The organism is Stenotrophomonas genospecies 3 (genome assembly GCF_054473855.1).
Genome location: NZ_JBTMUR010000012.1, coordinates 36,481 through 51,289 on the forward strand (window position 1 = coordinate 36,481; position 14,809 = coordinate 51,289).

14 protein-coding genes and 1 other RNA gene are annotated in these 14,809 nt (G+C 67.1%); 9 read left to right on the forward strand and 6 right to left on the reverse strand.

Features of this window, described 5'->3' with window-relative positions:
- Positions 1–10: 10 nt before the first annotated feature.
- Together ACX9OT_RS16210 and ACX9OT_RS16215 are read right to left on the reverse strand one after the other, a co-directional pair.
- Complete coding sequence (locus tag ACX9OT_RS16210) at positions 11–379, reverse strand: YraN family protein (protein WP_041864472.1); 369 nt, start codon at positions 377–379, stop codon at positions 11–13.
- The gene (locus ACX9OT_RS16215; RefSeq protein ID WP_100437875.1) at positions 369–2,090 is read right to left on the reverse strand and encodes a penicillin-binding protein activator; all 1,722 of its coding nucleotides are present in this window, start codon (positions 2,088–2,090) and stop codon (positions 369–371) included. Before ACX9OT_RS16215 ends, ACX9OT_RS16210 begins: the two co-directional genes overlap by 11 nt.
- An 81-nt stretch (positions 2,091–2,171) precedes the next feature.
- On the opposite strand from ACX9OT_RS16215, the gene rsmI reads away from it, so the two are divergent.
- On the forward strand, positions 2,172–2,990 hold the full coding sequence (gene rsmI / locus ACX9OT_RS16220; RefSeq protein ID WP_100437876.1) for a 16S rRNA (cytidine(1402)-2'-O)-methyltransferase: 819 nt from the start codon (positions 2,172–2,174) through the stop codon (positions 2,988–2,990).
- A gap of 152 nt (positions 2,991–3,142) precedes the next feature.
- On the opposite strand, the gene ACX9OT_RS16225 is transcribed toward rsmI, so the two are convergent.
- Entirely contained in the window at positions 3,143–4,012 is an 870-nt protein-coding gene (locus ACX9OT_RS16225) for a nucleotidyl transferase AbiEii/AbiGii toxin family protein (RefSeq protein ID WP_197655351.1), read from the reverse strand.
- Positions 4,009–4,668: a type IV toxin-antitoxin system AbiEi family antitoxin domain-containing protein gene (locus ACX9OT_RS16230; protein WP_238380439.1), complete on the reverse strand. Its 660-nt coding sequence runs from the start codon at positions 4,666–4,668 to the stop codon at positions 4,009–4,011. Before ACX9OT_RS16230 ends, ACX9OT_RS16225 begins: the two co-directional genes overlap by 4 nt.
- Positions 4,669–4,839: 171 nt before the next feature.
- Here ACX9OT_RS16230 and rnpB point away from each other — a divergent pair.
- Positions 4,840–5,191, forward strand: an RNA gene (gene rnpB / locus ACX9OT_RS16235) — RNase P RNA component class A.
- 123 nt (positions 5,192–5,314) lie between these two features.
- Here the strand turns inward: rnpB and ACX9OT_RS16240 are convergent.
- On the reverse strand, positions 5,315–5,794 hold the full coding sequence (locus ACX9OT_RS16240; RefSeq protein WP_049461627.1) for a DM13 domain-containing protein: 480 nt from the start codon (positions 5,792–5,794) through the stop codon (positions 5,315–5,317).
- Between the two features lie 400 nt (positions 5,795–6,194).
- Positions 6,195–6,983 (reverse strand): NRDE family protein, encoded by a 789-nt coding sequence (locus ACX9OT_RS16245; protein ID WP_100437879.1) that lies wholly within the window; start codon positions 6,981–6,983, stop codon positions 6,195–6,197.
- Between the two features lie 323 nt (positions 6,984–7,306).
- Here ACX9OT_RS16245 and mraZ point away from each other — a divergent pair, with 323 nt between their 5' ends.
- The 7 genes from mraZ to mraY are packed head-to-tail and all read left to right on the forward strand — an operon-like array spanning position 7,307 to position 14,808.
- Entirely contained in the window at positions 7,307–7,753 is a 447-nt protein-coding gene (gene mraZ, locus ACX9OT_RS16250; RefSeq protein ID WP_004143635.1) for a division/cell wall cluster transcriptional repressor MraZ, read from the forward strand.
- Between the two features lie 14 nt (positions 7,754–7,767).
- Entirely contained in the window at positions 7,768–8,736 is a 969-nt protein-coding gene (rsmH, locus tag ACX9OT_RS16255; protein WP_049425020.1) for a 16S rRNA (cytosine(1402)-N(4))-methyltransferase RsmH, read from the forward strand.
- Complete coding sequence (gene ftsL / locus ACX9OT_RS16260) at positions 8,733–8,996, forward strand: cell division protein FtsL (RefSeq protein WP_005412242.1); 264 nt, start codon at positions 8,733–8,735, stop codon at positions 8,994–8,996. The genes rsmH and ftsL overlap by 4 nt, the downstream gene beginning before the upstream one ends.
- Entirely contained in the window at positions 8,993–10,837 is a 1,845-nt protein-coding gene (locus ACX9OT_RS16265; protein ID WP_100437880.1) for a peptidoglycan D,D-transpeptidase FtsI family protein, read from the forward strand. The genes ftsL and ACX9OT_RS16265 overlap by 4 nt, the downstream gene beginning before the upstream one ends.
- The gene (locus tag ACX9OT_RS16270) at positions 10,834–12,342 is read left to right on the forward strand and encodes a UDP-N-acetylmuramoyl-L-alanyl-D-glutamate--2,6-diaminopimelate ligase (protein ID WP_100437881.1); all 1,509 of its coding nucleotides are present in this window, start codon (positions 10,834–10,836) and stop codon (positions 12,340–12,342) included. The genes ACX9OT_RS16265 and ACX9OT_RS16270 overlap by 4 nt, the downstream gene beginning before the upstream one ends.
- Positions 12,339–13,733, forward strand: a complete 1,395-nt coding sequence (locus ACX9OT_RS16275; protein ID WP_423163744.1) for a UDP-N-acetylmuramoyl-tripeptide--D-alanyl-D-alanine ligase — start codon at positions 12,339–12,341, stop codon at positions 13,731–13,733. Before ACX9OT_RS16270 ends, ACX9OT_RS16275 begins: the two co-directional genes overlap by 4 nt.
- On the forward strand, positions 13,723–14,808 hold the full coding sequence (gene mraY, locus ACX9OT_RS16280; protein ID WP_004154219.1) for a phospho-N-acetylmuramoyl-pentapeptide-transferase: 1,086 nt from the start codon (positions 13,723–13,725) through the stop codon (positions 14,806–14,808). The genes ACX9OT_RS16275 and mraY overlap by 11 nt, the downstream gene beginning before the upstream one ends.
- Position 14,809: the final 1 nt, after the last annotated feature.

The following is a 14,809-nucleotide window of genomic DNA, read 5'->3' on the forward strand; positions in this document are numbered from 1 at the left end:
ACGGTAACCATCAGCAGTCATCCAGCCGGAACGCATCACGCAGCCACCGCAGCTGCGGTGGTTCACCACTGGCTTCAACCACATCAAAACGGCAGGGTGCATTGGCCAGCGCCGGGTTGTCCTGCAGGTACAGTTGCGCGGCATGCGCCAGGCGCCGGCATTTGCGCGCATCCACCGAAGCGGCGCCGCCACCGAAATCGGAGCGCGCGCGATAGCGCACTTCCACGAACACCACGGTACCGGCGTCGTCCATCACCAGGTCCAGTTCACCGCCGCGATAGCGCACGTTGCGCGCACGCGGCTGCAGTCCGGCCTGTTGCAGGTGCTGCTCGGCGGCGGCTTCCACCGCCGAGCCACGTTGGCTGCGCTCAGCGACCACCGACGATCGGCATCGGCCGGCCGCCATTGAAGGTGGACCATGCCGGCTGGCGCAGGATGTTGCCGTTGCTGTCCAGGAACAGGGTGCCGGTGGCACCGTCCAGGCCGCCCTCGTTGGACAGCTTGTCCAGATAGGCGGTGATCTTCCAGGCATCGGCACCGAAAGCGAACAGGCGGCCAGCGGCGCCGCGAGCGCTGGGCAGCGCGCTGGCCACCTGGCTGGCCGACGGCAGGCCGGACACGCTGCGCACATTCCAGGCTTCGTTCGGGTAGACGATGCCGTCCAGCGCCACGTCTTCTTCCACCTTGCCGCTGCCGACGGTCAGCTGCGAGGTGCCGACGCGGGTCGCGCCACCGGCACCGGCCAACGCCAGCTGCGGCGCCAGCAGCCGGGCCTGCGGGGCGCGCACGGCGAGGAACACGGCATCGACCTGACCGGCATTGCGCACCTGCGCGCCGACATCGCCGACGGCTTCGCTGACATTGACCGTGGCCACCACCTGGCCGCCGCGCTGTGCGAAGCGCTGGGCAAAGGCGGCGGCGGAACGGCGGCCGGTGTCGTCGTTGCTGCTGATCACCAGCGCGCGGTTGCGCTCGCGGCCACGCAGGTACTCGGCGGCGACGATGCCGTCGTCTTCCGGTGCCAGCGAGAAACCAGCGCTGCCGGCCGGCGGTGCATCCTTGCCGCGGTTCAGGGCCAGCACCGGTACCTGCAGCTGCTGGCGGCCGTACACGGCGTCCACTTCGTCGCGGCCCAGCGGGCCGACCACGAAGTCGGCACCGGAGGCGACGGCCTTGTCGTAGGCGGCGAGGGCACCAGCCGGGGTGCCAGCGGTGTCGAAGAAATTGATGTCCGGGCGGCGACGGCTTTCACCGTAGTAGGCGCTCAACAGGCCGTCGCGCACCGGCTGCGCGGCGGTGGCCAGGCGGCCGCTGAGCGGCAGCAGCACGGCCAGCTTGGCCGGCGGCCGGTAGCCGTCGCTCATCGCCGGCGGACGCTTGCTGGTATCAAACTGGGCCGCGCCATCGCGGTCGAACGGGCGCGGCAGCGGCAGGCCGCGCGCGATCAGCGCACGGCCGGCGAAGTTGTACAGAGGATCGTTGGCCGGCAGGGCAGCGGCACGGCTGCGCAAAGTGGCGTCGTCGAGGGTACCGAGCAGGCCGGAGATGGCGGCCTGGTTCTCGCTGCGCGCACTGCCGGTCAGGCTGGCATGGGCGCGTGCACGTTCGGTGGCGGCGCCGAAGGCATCGCCGGTGCCCTGCAGCGCGTTGGCGCGGGCCAGATACCAGCGCGTACGCAGCGCCGACAGCACGTTGTCGCCGTGGTCCTTCAGCAGGGCCAGGGCCTGCGCCGGCTGCTTGTCGGCCAGTGCCAGCTCGGCGCCGGTCAGCTGGTAGCGCTGCAGGCTGGCGCCGGACAGCTGGCGGGCGGTGAGCTGGCCCAGCAGGCTGCGCGCGCGCGCACTGTCACCGGCCAGGTGCCAGGCCCAGGCCGCGTCGGCCAGCGCGTTGCTGCGAGCGCCGCCGCGCAGGGTGGCGGCCAGGGCTTCCAGCTGCAGCGCGGCGTCGCGTGGCTTGCCCTGTTCGATCAGCGCCAGCGCCTGGCTCTGGGCCGGCGAATCGGGCGTGCTGGTCAGGCTGGTGGTGGCACAACCGGCCAGCAGCATCAGCGACAACGACAGGGCGGAGATCCGTGCGGCGGGCTTGTTCATGATCGGGTCCATGCGATGAGGGCAGCGGCCTTGGCCGGGTACACGCTACGATTCTACCCTTGCCCCGTGAGTACCGCTGAAATGAGTGTGCCAACCCTGTACGTCGTCGCCACCCCGATCGGCAACCTGGCCGATCTGAGCCCGCGCGCGCAGGAGGTGCTGCGGTCGGTGGCGGCCATCTGTGCCGAAGACACCCGCCGCAGTGGCCAGCTGCTGTCCCATTTCGGCATCCAGCAGCCGTTGGTGGCCCTGCACGAACACAATGAAGAGGCCCTGGCCCAGCGCCTGGTCTCGCGCCTGCAAGCCGGTGAATCGCTGGCGCTGGTCAGTGATGCCGGCACCCCGCTGGTCAGTGATCCCGGTTTCCGCCTGGTGCGTGCTGCGCGCGCGGCGGGCATCAAGGTCAGTCCGATTCCCGGCGCCTGTGCCGCCATCGCTGCGCTGAGCGTGGCCGGCCTGCCCAGCGACCGTTTCAGTTTCGAGGGTTTCCTGCCGGCCAAGGCCAGCGGCCGCCGCGACCGCCTGCAGGCGCTGGCCGGTGAAGTACGCACCATGGTGTTCTACGAATCCTCGCACCGCATCGCCGAATCGCTGGCCGACATGGCGGCGATCTTCGGCGGTGAGCGCCCGGCGGTGTTGGCCCGCGAGCTGACCAAGCTGTTCGAGACCGTGCTCGATGGTGACCTGGCCGGCCTGCTGGCGAAGGTGGAAGCCGACGAGAACCAGCGCAAGGGCGAGTTCGTGGTGATGGTGCAGGGCGCGGGTGATGACGAAGAAGCGCAACTGGCGCATGGCCGTCGCGTCTACGCCACGCTGAGCGAGCATCTGCCGCCGTCGACTGCCGCCAAACTGGCTGCCGAGCTGACCGGCGCACCGCGCAAGGCGTTGTACGGGAGTTGATGGATCGTGCGGACCAAGGTCCGCACCCACCAGAGCGGAATCCGCACCCACCAGAGCAGCGGAGTCGGTAGATCCACGCCATGCGTGGATGAACGGGCCGCGCCAAGGTCCGCGTCTACCCGGGCGGACCGATAGCGCCAGGCCTTGCGGCGTCAGGACTGTACGGGTGTGTCGAGGGTGTCCAGATAGTTGGCAATCTCGGCAATCACCGAAGAGAGGTCCGGCGCGATCAGGCGATTCCTGCGCAGGAAGGCGCGCCACTGGGTCTGCTTCTGGGTATCTGCGGCGAATGACTGAGTCAGTCCGTAGGGCAGGGGCGTTGGCGCCGGGGTCCTTCGTCGATCAAACGTCGCGCCAATGGCCGCAACAAGGTGCGGGCGATCCATGGCGTCTTCGCGGATCAGTGCCAGCAAGTCGAAGAAGTCCTTCATCCTGCTGTTAGCGATGCCCGGTGCCGCTATAGCCTCGAGCTTTTCGGCAAACACGGTTTCGCGTGGATAGACGCGCAGGCAGGCTTGAGGGAATCCCTCCAGAATCACCGGATAGGTGATTTCCGGCGGCGGGGTGATCACCGCGTCGCCAAACCCGACGTCCCACTGCACATGGCAGCGTGCGCGACCCAGATGTGCGATCAGGCGCATGCGCAGCCCCTCGTACATGGCTTCTTCACGTATGGCCTCGATGACGATGCTGCCTGGATCGAAGCGCAGGCCGTCGTCCCCGGGCATTCCACAGAGCGAAAGTGCGATATGTAGCAGGCGATCGGGCTCAGCGCTGCCGGATCCCAGGAAATCGGCATCCCGTGTAGGGCGGTGCGGCGCGTCGAACCACACTGCGAACAGCATGGCACCCTTCAGCAGGAACTGGTTGCGGTATCGAGAAGCGGAGAGCCGGTAGAGCAGGCGCTCAACGGCGAACCTGTCCAGCACGAACTGAAAGTCCTCACCCCGCTTGCGTGCGAGATCGAGCAGCCGTTGCCGGATGGAAGCAACGCGGTGGGGAGGTGTTGGAGAGGGGATCAAGCCAGGGCATCGAGGTACGGTCTCATCAGTCTGGCAACGCGGCAGATCCGCGCATACTCCATCAACGCATCCGGCGTGGTTGCACGGCCGTGAAGCGCGTCACGCAGGGCTTCAAGTGCGACATCAAGCCCTACGAGATTGCGGAACTTGAAGCAATCGACGACGGTTTTGGCTACGTTGCTGACGTATATGAGACGTCCGCCTACGCGACGTTCTTCCAGCCCCGCATTGAGGGTCGTTGCCGACATGCGGACCACACGGAGGGGCGGCCAGTTGATCCGCGGAACGCGGTCGCTGTTGCCGATGGAGACCCAGCGTTCGAATGGTGCCTGGGTGGTCAGGCCATGCAGGCGCAGGGCACTCAGCAGGCATAGACGGGGGTGTGGCAGGCGTTCTGCAATGATCCGCAGTCCATCATCGGTGTCGTCGCTCTTTCTTTCCGCCAACGCGTAGACGCCACGGGACAGCCGGATCAGTGCGCCTGCCTCGACCAGGCGGGTCAGTTGGGCGCGGGCGATCCCGGCAGTCACCAGTTCGCGGGCGCGCAGGGTGCCTGCGCGTCGCAATAGCTTTCGTGCCTTGGCCTCGGCGTTTCCCATGACGGCATTGTTCCATAATGTCGGGTGTTTTGAATATCGACCGACAAAAAGGAACATCGTTGGCTGCGGCGAGTGAATGGTGCGGACCAAGGTCCGCACCCACCAACGCGGAATCCGCACCCTCCAGAGCAGCGGAGTCGGTAGATCCACGCCATGCGTGGATGGATGAACCGGACGCCGCGATCAGCACGGCAGGAAGGGCGTGCGTAGGCTAGAATGTGCACTGGCGGAGCCGGCCAGACAGTCGCGTCACCCCTTCGGGGGTGCCGAGGAAAGTCCGGGCTCCATAGGGCAAGGTGCCAGGTAACGCCTGGGCGGCGCAAGCCGACGGAAAGTGCAACAGAAAGATACCGCCTACGTCTTCTTCGGAAGGCCGGTAAGGGTGAAATGGTGCGGTAAGAGCGCACCGCGAGTCTGGCAACAGACCGGCACGGCAAACCCCACCTGGAGCAAGACCAAATAGGGATCCTTTGGCGCGGCCCGCGTTGGATCCGGGTAGGTTGCTTGAGCGTTGCGGTGACGTAACGCCTAGAGGAATGACTGTCCACGACAGAACCCGGCTTATCGGCCGGCTCCGCCTCTTTCTTCCATATGCGTGAACCGCGCATCGGTAGTGCCGGCCGCTGGCCGGCAGCTTCACGATGCCTGCAGGGCGGACAGAGTGCCGGCCAGCGGCCGGCACTACCTCGACGTCGCGCGTTCGTCAGCCCGGCGTACGGTACTGGCCCGCGGAAATAAACTGCGAGAAGCGTTCGCACCACACCACCACGGTGGTGTAGTCGTCCACGTTGACGTCATCGGGTACATCGACCAGGAAACGGTTGAAGGTCTTCACCTCGCCGATGCGCCGGGCCTGCGCCTTGATCTTCAGGAAGTCTGCCTTGTTGTCGACGAAATCGCGGACCAGGTAGACCTTGTAGTCCGGGCCGGGTCCCATCTTGCCGTCGAAGGCCACCTGGCGTGCGCTGACGCTGACCTTGCCTTCCGCCCAGTGCACCGCGTCGCTGCCCTTGAGGTCGCGGCGGAACGTGGTGTGATGGGTGGCGTCGTTCATGGCGGCCTGCACCTGTGCCGCGGGCGGATCATCAGGAGCGATCAGGATCGGCAGGAAGTAGACGCCCAGGCCGAAGCCGAGGCCGAGAGTGAGCAGATGGGTGGCGAGCAGGATGAGGGTGCGGCGCATGGGGCCTCCATGTGGATGTGGATCGCGCGGCATGGTGCCGGGCATGACCACCTTGGGAGGTTGCGGGCGGCATTTATAGACACAGTGCCAAGTGCAAAAAGGGCACAGTGGGGTGGCTGCGGCAACGCAGGCCCTGTGGCGCGGGCGGAAAGGCGCTGCGTCGGGAAGCTGAATGACGTTGGCAGCCTTGGATCGCAGTGACGGGTCGTGCCGGCCGCTGGCCGGCAGCGGCGTGGCCTGCCCGAAGATCCGGAGGTTGCCGGCCAGCGGCCGGCACTACCCTGCTGGAAAGAGATTCCGGCCAACGGTAGGCAATACCCCTGCTGGAGAGAGATTCCGGCCAACGGTAGGCAATACCCCTGCTGGAGAGAGATTCCGGCCAGCGGCCGGCACGACCCGGTCAGAAAATGACGTGACTCTGTCCGTTGGCTGCGCCCTGTGGGCCAAAGCGGCGCTCGTGGATCTGGCCGTGGCCGTCGGCGTCGATCAGCAGCACGGTGCTGGCGCGGGTGCCGTAGTCGTCGCCGCGGATGAAGGCGGGGCTCAGCCAGCGCTCGCGTTCCAGGCCGATGCCGGTGTCGGGCAGGTCGCTGTCGGCGGGGCGATGTTCGTCGGCCAGGGCGGCCCAGAGCGGGGTCAGGTCCGGGGTCAGATCCTTTTCGCTTTGCGAAAGGGATCTGACCCGGTCTTCCTGCAGCCAGGCTTCAAGGGCCGCCATCAGCCGCCGGGTCTTCGGCCAGGGCGCGTCCAGCGCACCGTTGGACATGCCATGCACGCCCGGGCCCAGGCGCTGCCGCTCGGCGGGGTGGTTGCCCAGGAACTCCAGGCTGTGGCCGTCGGCCAGCAACAGGTTGAACGGCGCGTAGGCGCCGGCCACGGTTGCCAGTCGGTCGATATGCACGGCGGCCGGGTCGCGGCCGCGCAGGAAGTCGGCCACCAGCGCGCCCCGTGAAGGACCGGTCTGCGAGGCCAGCGGATCACGCACATTGGTGACCACTGCCATCCGGCCTGCGGCACCGACGCCGGCCCAGCCACCACCGGAGCGCAGGTCGCGCCCCCCGATGACGAAGGTCTCATCTTGCCAGGGGGCCAGCGCCGCCGTCGGGCGGGCGTGGAACTCATCACGGTTGCCGGTCATCACCAGCCGCCAGCGGGGGTGGTGCATCCAGCCAAGAGCGAGCAGGCACATGGCCTCATTGTGCACGGTTTGCGCAGTCTGGCGCCGCTTCCGGCCCGTTTGGGATGAATGCGCGGCTGATGTTTCACGCGCTGTCCACAGCCCTGAACTTCCGTTCAATCTCAAAAATTGAGACGGATCAGCAACTTGTGGATAAGCCTTGAACAATTCTCTAAAGGTTGTTGCAAGCCATTGATGTGGCTGGCGATTTCCCCGCTGAAAAGTTGTTGACAACCCTTCGGCCGCTGCTAAGGTGGGCATCAGAGGGAAATCCGGGTGTTTTGTGGGTTTTCGTGGTTCAATGTTTCACCGGGCGAAGGATAGGTGCACGCGTCGTGTTCCAGGGCGAGACGGCCATCACAGTTGACGATAAAGGGCGCATGGCGGTTCCCACCGCTTACCGCGACCTCGTCGCGCGCGCCAGCAACAACCGTCTCGTGCTGACCTACAACCCGTTCGAAGCCGGCTGCCTGTGGCTGTATGCAGAGTCGGAATGGGAGCGGGTCCGCGACGACGTGATGTCCAAGCCCAACACCCAGCGCGTCGTGCGCCTGTTGCAGCAGAAGCTGGTCGGCTCGGCCGCCCATCTTGAGCTGGACGGCAACGGTCGCATCAGCATCCCCGCCAGCCACCGCGGTGCGGTGGGCATTGAGAAGAAGGCGGTATTGCTCGGTATGGGCGACAAGTTCGAATTGTGGAGCGAGCAGGCGCATCGGGCCCTGATCCAGCAGACATTGTCTGACGAGGATCTGGGTGATGGGTTGCTCGACCTGAAGTTGTGAGCCGGGGTGCCCGGATGCGCCCAGAAGCGCAGGCCGGTCACCTTCCGGTGTCGCAGTCGCCGGCGGTGCACCTGCCGGTCCTGTACACCCAGGTCCTTGAAGGCCTGAGGGTGATCGAAAACGGACGTTATCTGGATGGCACGTTCGGTCGTGGCGGTCATGCACGTGGCGTGCTCACCCAGCTCGGTCCCGAGGGGCGCCTGCTGGTCATGGACAAGGATCCGGAAGCCATCGCCGTAGCCGAGCGCGATTTCGCGCCGGACCCGCGCGTGTCCATCTTCCGTGGCAGCTTCGCCCAGCTGCTGCAGTGGGATGCGACGGCTGAAGGCCTGGACGGCGTCCTGTTCGACCTGGGCGTGTCGTCGCCGCAGCTGGACGTGGCCGAACGTGGCTTCAGCTTCGGCAAGGACGGCCCGCTGGACATGCGCATGGATCCGGACAACGGTGAAAGCGCCGCACAATGGATCAACCGCGTTGAAGAGCGCGAGATTGCCGATGTGCTGTGGACCTACGGCGAAGAGCGCCAGAGCCGCCGTATCGCGCGCGCCATCGTGGCCCGCCGCGAGAAGCAGCCGTTCTCCCGTACCGCCGAACTGGCCGAGTTGATCGCCTCGGTGATGCCGCGCGGAAAAGACAAGATCCACCCGGCCACGCGCAGCTTCCAGGCCATCCGCATCCACATCAACCGCGAGCTGGCCGACCTGGAAGCCGGGCTTGATGCGGCCGTGGAACGGCTGAAGCCCGGCGGCCGCCTGGCGATCATCAGCTTCCACTCGCTGGAAGACCGCATCGTCAAGCAGTACATGAACCGCCTGGCCAAGGCGCCGCCGGCCAACCGCCGCCTGCCCGAGGCGGAGGTGTTCGTACCGACGCTGGATCTGATCGGCGGTGCCATCAAGGCCACCGACGAAGAACTGGCGGCCAACCCGCGTGCCCGCAGCGCCGTGCTGCGCGTGGCCCAGAAGCGGGAGGCTGATGCATGAGCCGGCTGCTGCTGATCATCCTGTTGGCCTCGACCGTGGCCTCGGCGATCGGCGTCGTGTTCGTGCGTCACCGTCACCGGCAGACGTTCATCGAGCTGTCGCGCGCTGAGCGCAAGCGCGATGACATCAATCTGGAATTCGGCCGCCTGCAGCTGGAACAGGCCACCCTGGCCGAAGCCAACCGTGTGGATCGCATCGCCCGCGAGAAGCTCGGCATGAAGTTCCCCGAGGCCGCCGACATCGTGGTGGTGCGCCCATGAGCAAGACCGGCCGCAACCGCCCCCGCAACGCCTTCAACCTGCGCCAGCGCCTGCGTTGGGTTGCCCTGGCGCTCGGCCTGTGCTCGGTGTCGCTGGTGGGCCGTGCGGCCTACGTGCAGATCATCAACAGCGACTTCTACCAGCGCCAGGGTGAGGCCCGCTACCTGCGCGAGCTGCCGATCAAGACCTCGCGCGGCATGATCACCGACCGCAACGGCGAGCCGCTGGCGGTGTCGACCCCGGTCGCTTCGATCTGGGTCAACCCGCAGGACCTGCTGCGTTCGCCTGAGCGCATCCCTGAGCTGGCCCAGGCGGTCGGCATGTCGGTGGATGAACTGAGCAGCCGCCTGTCGCAGAAGTCGGACAAGGAATTCATGTACCTGCGCCGCCGGATCAATCCGGACGAGGCAGAGAAGGTGGTCGCGCTGAAGATTCCGGGCGTGGCCGCGCAGCGCGAGTTCCGCCGCTTCTACCCGCAGGGTGAGGCGATGGCGCACGTGCTGGGCTTCACCAACATCGACGACCGCGGCCAGGAAGGCCTGGAGCTGGCGTTCGACGAATGGCTGCGCGGCAAGGCCGGTGCCAAGCGGGTGATCCGCAACCGCAAGGGCGAAACCGTCGAAAGCGATCTGCTGCGCGCCGCCGAACCGGGCAAGGACCTGACCCTCAGCATCGACCGCCGCATCCAGTACCTGGCGTTCAAGGAACTGCGCAACGCGCTGGTGGCCAACAAGGCAGCAGGCGGTTCGATGGTGATCATGGATGTGACCACCGGCGAGATCCTGGCCATGGTCAACTTGCCGACCTACAACCCGAATTCGGTGGGTGGTGCGGCTCCTGATACCCGCCGTAACCGTGCGGTGACCGACCTGGTCGAGCCGGGTTCGACGATGAAGCCGCTGACCATCGCCACCGCATTGCAGGCCGGTGCGGTGACCAAGGACACCGTCATCGACACCAATCCGGGCTACATGCAGGTGGCGCGCTTCACCATCCGCGACGTGCCGCGCAACAACGGCGTATTGAACGTGACTGGTGTGATCACCCGCAGTTCCAACATCGGCGCGGCCAAGGTCGCGGCGAAGATGCCGGACCAGGTGTTCTATGACGGCGTGCGCCGCTTTGGCTATGGCTCGGTGCCGCACAGCGGCTTCCCGGGTGAATCCGGTGGTGTGGTGCGGCGCCCGGCCAACTGGGACGGTGCCACCAAGACCACCATGTCCTACGGCTACGGCCTGAACGTGACGCCGCTGCAGATCGCCACCGCCTACTCGGCGCTGGCCAATGGCGGCAAGTTGATCGCGCCGACCTTCGTCAAAGGCCAGCGCAACGAAGCGCATCAGATCATCGACGAGAACGTCGCCAAGCAGGTGGTGGCGATGATGGAAACAGTGGTCACCCAGGGCGGCGCCAAGCAGGCGGCGGTGCTGGGTTACCGCGTGGCCGGCAAGACCGGTACCGCGCGCAAGACCGGCCCGGGTGGTTACGAGCGCGGCCATTACAACGCGCTGTTCGCCGGCGTGGTGCCGGCCACCAATCCGCGCTTCGCCACCGTCATCGTCATCAACGACCCGCAGGCCGGCAAGTTCTACGGCGGCCTGGTGTCGGCGCCGGTCTACCACAACGTGATGGAAGGCACCCTGCGCCTGATGGACGTGCCGCTGGACGACCTGCAGTCGTGGCTGGCCGCACAGCAGTCCGGCAAGGTCGGCCATTCGGCCTCGATCCTGCCCGCGCCGCCGGCCGAGGCCGCGCTGCCGGTGGATGCCGCCGCTGAATTCGACGCTGCGCTGCCCAGCGCGCAAGCCCAGACGCCGCCCGCTACGGGAGGCACGCAATGAGTCCTTCGATGTTGCTTTCGCAGTTGCTTCCGGATGTGGCCCTGGCGGGCCACGATCCCGTTCTGACCGGCCTGGTGCTGGACAGCCGCGCCGTGCGCCCCGGCAATGCCTTCGTCGCCATCGCCGGTTTCGGCGCGCATGGCCTGGGCTTTGTCGAGCAGGCCCGTGCGGCCGGCGCTGGCGCCATCCTGTTCGAACCGCCGGCACCGGTCGAACTGCCGGCACCGGACGATGCGATCGCTGTGCCGGGCCTGCGCGCGCGCATGGGTGCGATGGCCGACCAGTTCCATGGCGCACCGTCGCGGGCGATGGCGATGGTGGGCGTGACCGGCACCAACGGCAAGACCTCCACCGTGCAGCTGCTGGCCCAGGCCTGGCACCTGCTCGGAACGCCCAGTGGCAGTATCGGCACGTTGGGCGCCGGACTTTATGGTTCGGTTGAGCCGACCGGTTTCACTACGCCGCTGGTGCTGCAGATGCATGCGCTGCTGGCGCAGCTGCGTGATGCCGGTGCGCGCGCGGTAGCGATGGAAGTCAGCTCGCACGCGCTGGACCAGGGCCGCGTGGATGCGGTGCACTACGACGTGGCGGTGTTTACCAATCTCACCCGCGACCATCTGGACTACCACGGCGACATGGCCAGCTACGGCGCGGCCAAGGCACGGCTGTTCCATCGCCCGGGACTGAAGGCCGCGGTGATCAATCTTGACGACGCGTTCGGTCGCCAGCTGTTCGCCGGCCTCCCGGCGGGCGTGCAACCGATCGGCCTGAGCTCGCGCGGCGCCACCGATGCCAGCGTGCGCGCCGAGGCGCTGCAGCTGGACGGCCGTGGCATTGCCTTCGAACTGGTCATCGACGGCCAGCGCGCGGCGGTGCAGTCGCCGCTGCTGGGCCGCTTCAACGTGGACAACCTGCTGGCCGTGGCCGGCACCCTGCACGCGCAGGGCCAGCCGCTGCCGCGCATTGCCGAGGTGTTGTCGGCGCTGCAGCCGATCCGTGGCCGCATGAACCGCCTGGGCGGCGAAGACGGCCTGCCGACCGTGGTGGTCGATTACGCACATACCCCGGACGCACTGGAACAGGCGCTGGACAGCCTGCACGGCCACCTGCAGGGCACGCTGTTCTGTGTGTTCGGCTGCGGTGGCGAGCGTGATACCGGCAAGCGCCCGCAGATGGCCGCGATTGCCGAGCGCTTGGCCAACCAGGTCATCGTCACCGACGACAATCCGCGTGGCGAAGATGGCGACGTGATCGTGGCCGACATCCTGGCCGGCTTCACCGATGCCTCCGCCGTGACCGTGCAACGCAGCCGCGCGCGTGCGATCGGCCTGGCGGTGAAGCGTGCCGGTGCCGGCGACATCATCCTGATCGCTGGCAAGGGCCACGAGCCGTACCAGGAAGTGAATGGCGTGCGCCATGACTTCGACGACACCGAAGTGGCCGCCGCTGCGTTGGCCGCCAAGGCCGGTGTGCTGGCGGCCCAGGCCGGGGAGGGCATCGCATGAAGCGCACCCTGCTTTCGCTGATCGCGCACTGGGCCGGCGGCGAGATCCATGGCGATGACGTGGCCATCGATGCGGTCAGCAATGACACCCGCAGCCTCGGCCCGGGCAGCCTGTATGTGGCGCTGCGCGGCGAGCGTTTCGATGGCCATGACTTTGCCGCCGACGCGCAGGCGCGCGGTGCCAGCGCACTGCTGGTCGAGCGCCTGCTGCCGATCGAACTGCCACAGGTGCTGGTGGCCGACAGCGAACTGGCACTGGCGAAGATCGCCACCGGCATGCAGCGCGACCGCGGCACCGAGGTGTTCGCGATCACCGGCAGCAACGGCAAGACCAGCGTGAAGAGCCTGCTGCTGTCGATCCTGCAGCAGGTGGCACAGCACGCCCACAAGGTGGTCTACGCCAACCCGGGCAACCGCAACAACGAGATCGGCCTGCCGCTGGCAGTGATCGATGCTCCCGAAGATGCCGACTACGCTGTCTACGAGATGGGCGCGGGCAAGCCGGGCGATATCGCCTACCTGACCGACATCGCCCGCCCGCGCTATGCGCTGGTCAACAACATTGCCCCGGCGCACCTGGAACGCATGGGCAGCCTGCTCGGCGTGGCGGTGACCAAGGGCGCGATCTATGCCGCGCTGCCGGCCGATGGCGTGGCGGTGATCAATGTGGACGATGCCTACGGCCGCTGGTTCGAACAGCATTTCGTCGGCACCCCGCCGCGTTGCCGCGTGCTGCGCTACGGCCTGGAACATACCGCCGAGGTGACCGCGCGCGACATCCGCGCCGGCGCGCAGGGCAGCCAGTTCACCCTGGTCGCACCGAGCGGCGAAGCCCGCGTGGTGCTCGGCCTGCCCGGTCGCCACAACGTCAGCAATGCGCTGGCCGCCGCCAGCCTGGCGCTGGCCGCCGGTGTCGACCTGGCGCTGATCGCGACCGGCCTGGCCGAAGCGCAGCCGGTGCCGGGCCGCCAGATTGCCCATCAGCTGCGCAATGGCGCGGTGCTGGTGGACGACAGCTACAACGCCAACCCCGGTTCGCTGGCTGCGGCCATCGACGCCCTGGCCGCCGCGCTGGAAGAGGGCTGGCTGGTGCTGGGCGACATGCGCGAGCTGGGTCCGGACGGCGAGGCGCTGCATGCGCAGGCCGGCATCCGTGCACGCGCCGCCGGCCTGAAGCGGCTGTATGCACTGGGTCCGCTCAGTGCCGCCGCTGCGTCCGCCTTCGGTGAAGGCGGACGCCATTTCGCTACCCATGGTGCGCTGTCGCAGGCGCTGCAGGACGAGTTGCACGCTGGTGTGCGCTGCCTGGTCAAGGGTTCCCGTGGCAGTGCCATGGACCTGATCGTCAAAGCGCTGCTGGCGCAAGGAGAGGAATCCCCGCATGTTGTATGAACTGGCTCGATGGTTGCAGCAGTTGGAGAGCCTGTTCGGGCTGTTCAACTACCAGACGTTCCGCGCCATCCTTGCCGCGCTGACGGCCCTGTTCCTGTCGCTGTGGCTTGGCCCGGCGATGATCCGCAAGCTTGCCCAGTTCAAGGGCGGCCAGCCGATCCGCAAGGACGGTCCGCAGACCCATTTCTCCAAGGCCGGCACGCCGACCATGGGCGGTTCGCTGATCCTGCTCACCATCACCCTGTCGGTGCTGATGTGGGCCGACCTGCGCAACCGCTACGTGTGGCTGGTGCTGGCGGTGATGCTGTGCTTCGGCGCCATCGGCTGGTATGACGACTGGATCAAGATCGTCCGCCGCGACCCGAACGGCCTGAAGTCGCGCTGGAAATACCTGCTGCAGTCGATCTTCGGCCTGGCCGCGGGCCTGTTCCTGTTTTACACGGCCGACGTGCCGGCGGCGCTGACCTTCTACATCCCGATGTTCAAGTCGGTGGCGTTGCCGCTGGCCGGCATCGGCTTCGTGGCCATCGCCTACTTCTGGATCGTCGGTTTCTCCAACGCGGTGAACCTGACCGACGGCCTGGACGGCCTGGCCATCATGCCCACCGTGCTGGTGGCCTGCGCGCTGGGCGTGTTCGCGTATGCCTCGGGCAACGTTGTATTCGCCAACTACCTGCAGATTCCGCAGATTCCAGGCGCCGGCGAGCTGGTCATCATCTGCGCGGCCATCGCCGGTGCGGGCCTCGGCTTCCTGTGGTTCAACACCTATCCGGCCATGGTCTTCATGGGCGACATCGGCGCGCTGGCGCTGGGCGCGGTGCTGGGCACGATCGCGGTGATCACCCGCCAGGAACTGGTGCTGGTGATCATGGGCGGCGTGTTCGTCATCGAAACACTGTCGGTGATGATCCAGGTGGCCTCGTTCAAGCTGACCGGCAAGCGCGTGTTCCGCATGGCGCCGATCCACCACCATTTCGAACTGAAGGGCTGGCCCGAGCCGCGCGTGATCGTGCGCTTCTGGATCATCTCCGTCGTGCTCGTGCTGATCGGCCTGGCCACGTTGAAGGTGCGCTGAG

Coding starts and splice junctions, on each gene's coding strand:
- ACX9OT_RS16215 (WP_100437875.1), bottom strand. CDS start 2,090: ATGAACAAGCCCGCCGCACGGATCTCCGCCCTGTCGTTGTCGCTGATG.
- rsmI (WP_100437876.1), top strand. CDS start 2,172: ATGAGTGTGCCAACCCTGTACGTCGTCGCCACCCCGATCGGCAACCTG.
- ACX9OT_RS16230 (WP_238380439.1), bottom strand. CDS start 4,668: ATGTTCCTTTTTGTCGGTCGATATTCAAAACACCCGACATTATGGAAC.
- ACX9OT_RS16240 (WP_049461627.1), bottom strand. CDS start 5,794: ATGCGCCGCACCCTCATCCTGCTCGCCACCCATCTGCTCACTCTCGGC.
- ACX9OT_RS16245 (WP_100437879.1), bottom strand. CDS start 6,983: ATGTGCCTGCTCGCTCTTGGCTGGATGCACCACCCCCGCTGGCGGCTG.
- rsmH (WP_049425020.1), top strand. CDS start 7,768: ATGCGCCCAGAAGCGCAGGCCGGTCACCTTCCGGTGTCGCAGTCGCCG.
- ftsL (WP_005412242.1), top strand. CDS start 8,733: ATGAGCCGGCTGCTGCTGATCATCCTGTTGGCCTCGACCGTGGCCTCG.
- ACX9OT_RS16265 (WP_100437880.1), top strand. CDS start 8,993: ATGAGCAAGACCGGCCGCAACCGCCCCCGCAACGCCTTCAACCTGCGC.
- ACX9OT_RS16270 (WP_100437881.1), top strand. CDS start 10,834: ATGAGTCCTTCGATGTTGCTTTCGCAGTTGCTTCCGGATGTGGCCCTG.
- ACX9OT_RS16275 (WP_423163744.1), top strand. CDS start 12,339: ATGAAGCGCACCCTGCTTTCGCTGATCGCGCACTGGGCCGGCGGCGAG.
- mraY (WP_004154219.1), top strand. CDS start 13,723: ATGTTGTATGAACTGGCTCGATGGTTGCAGCAGTTGGAGAGCCTGTTC.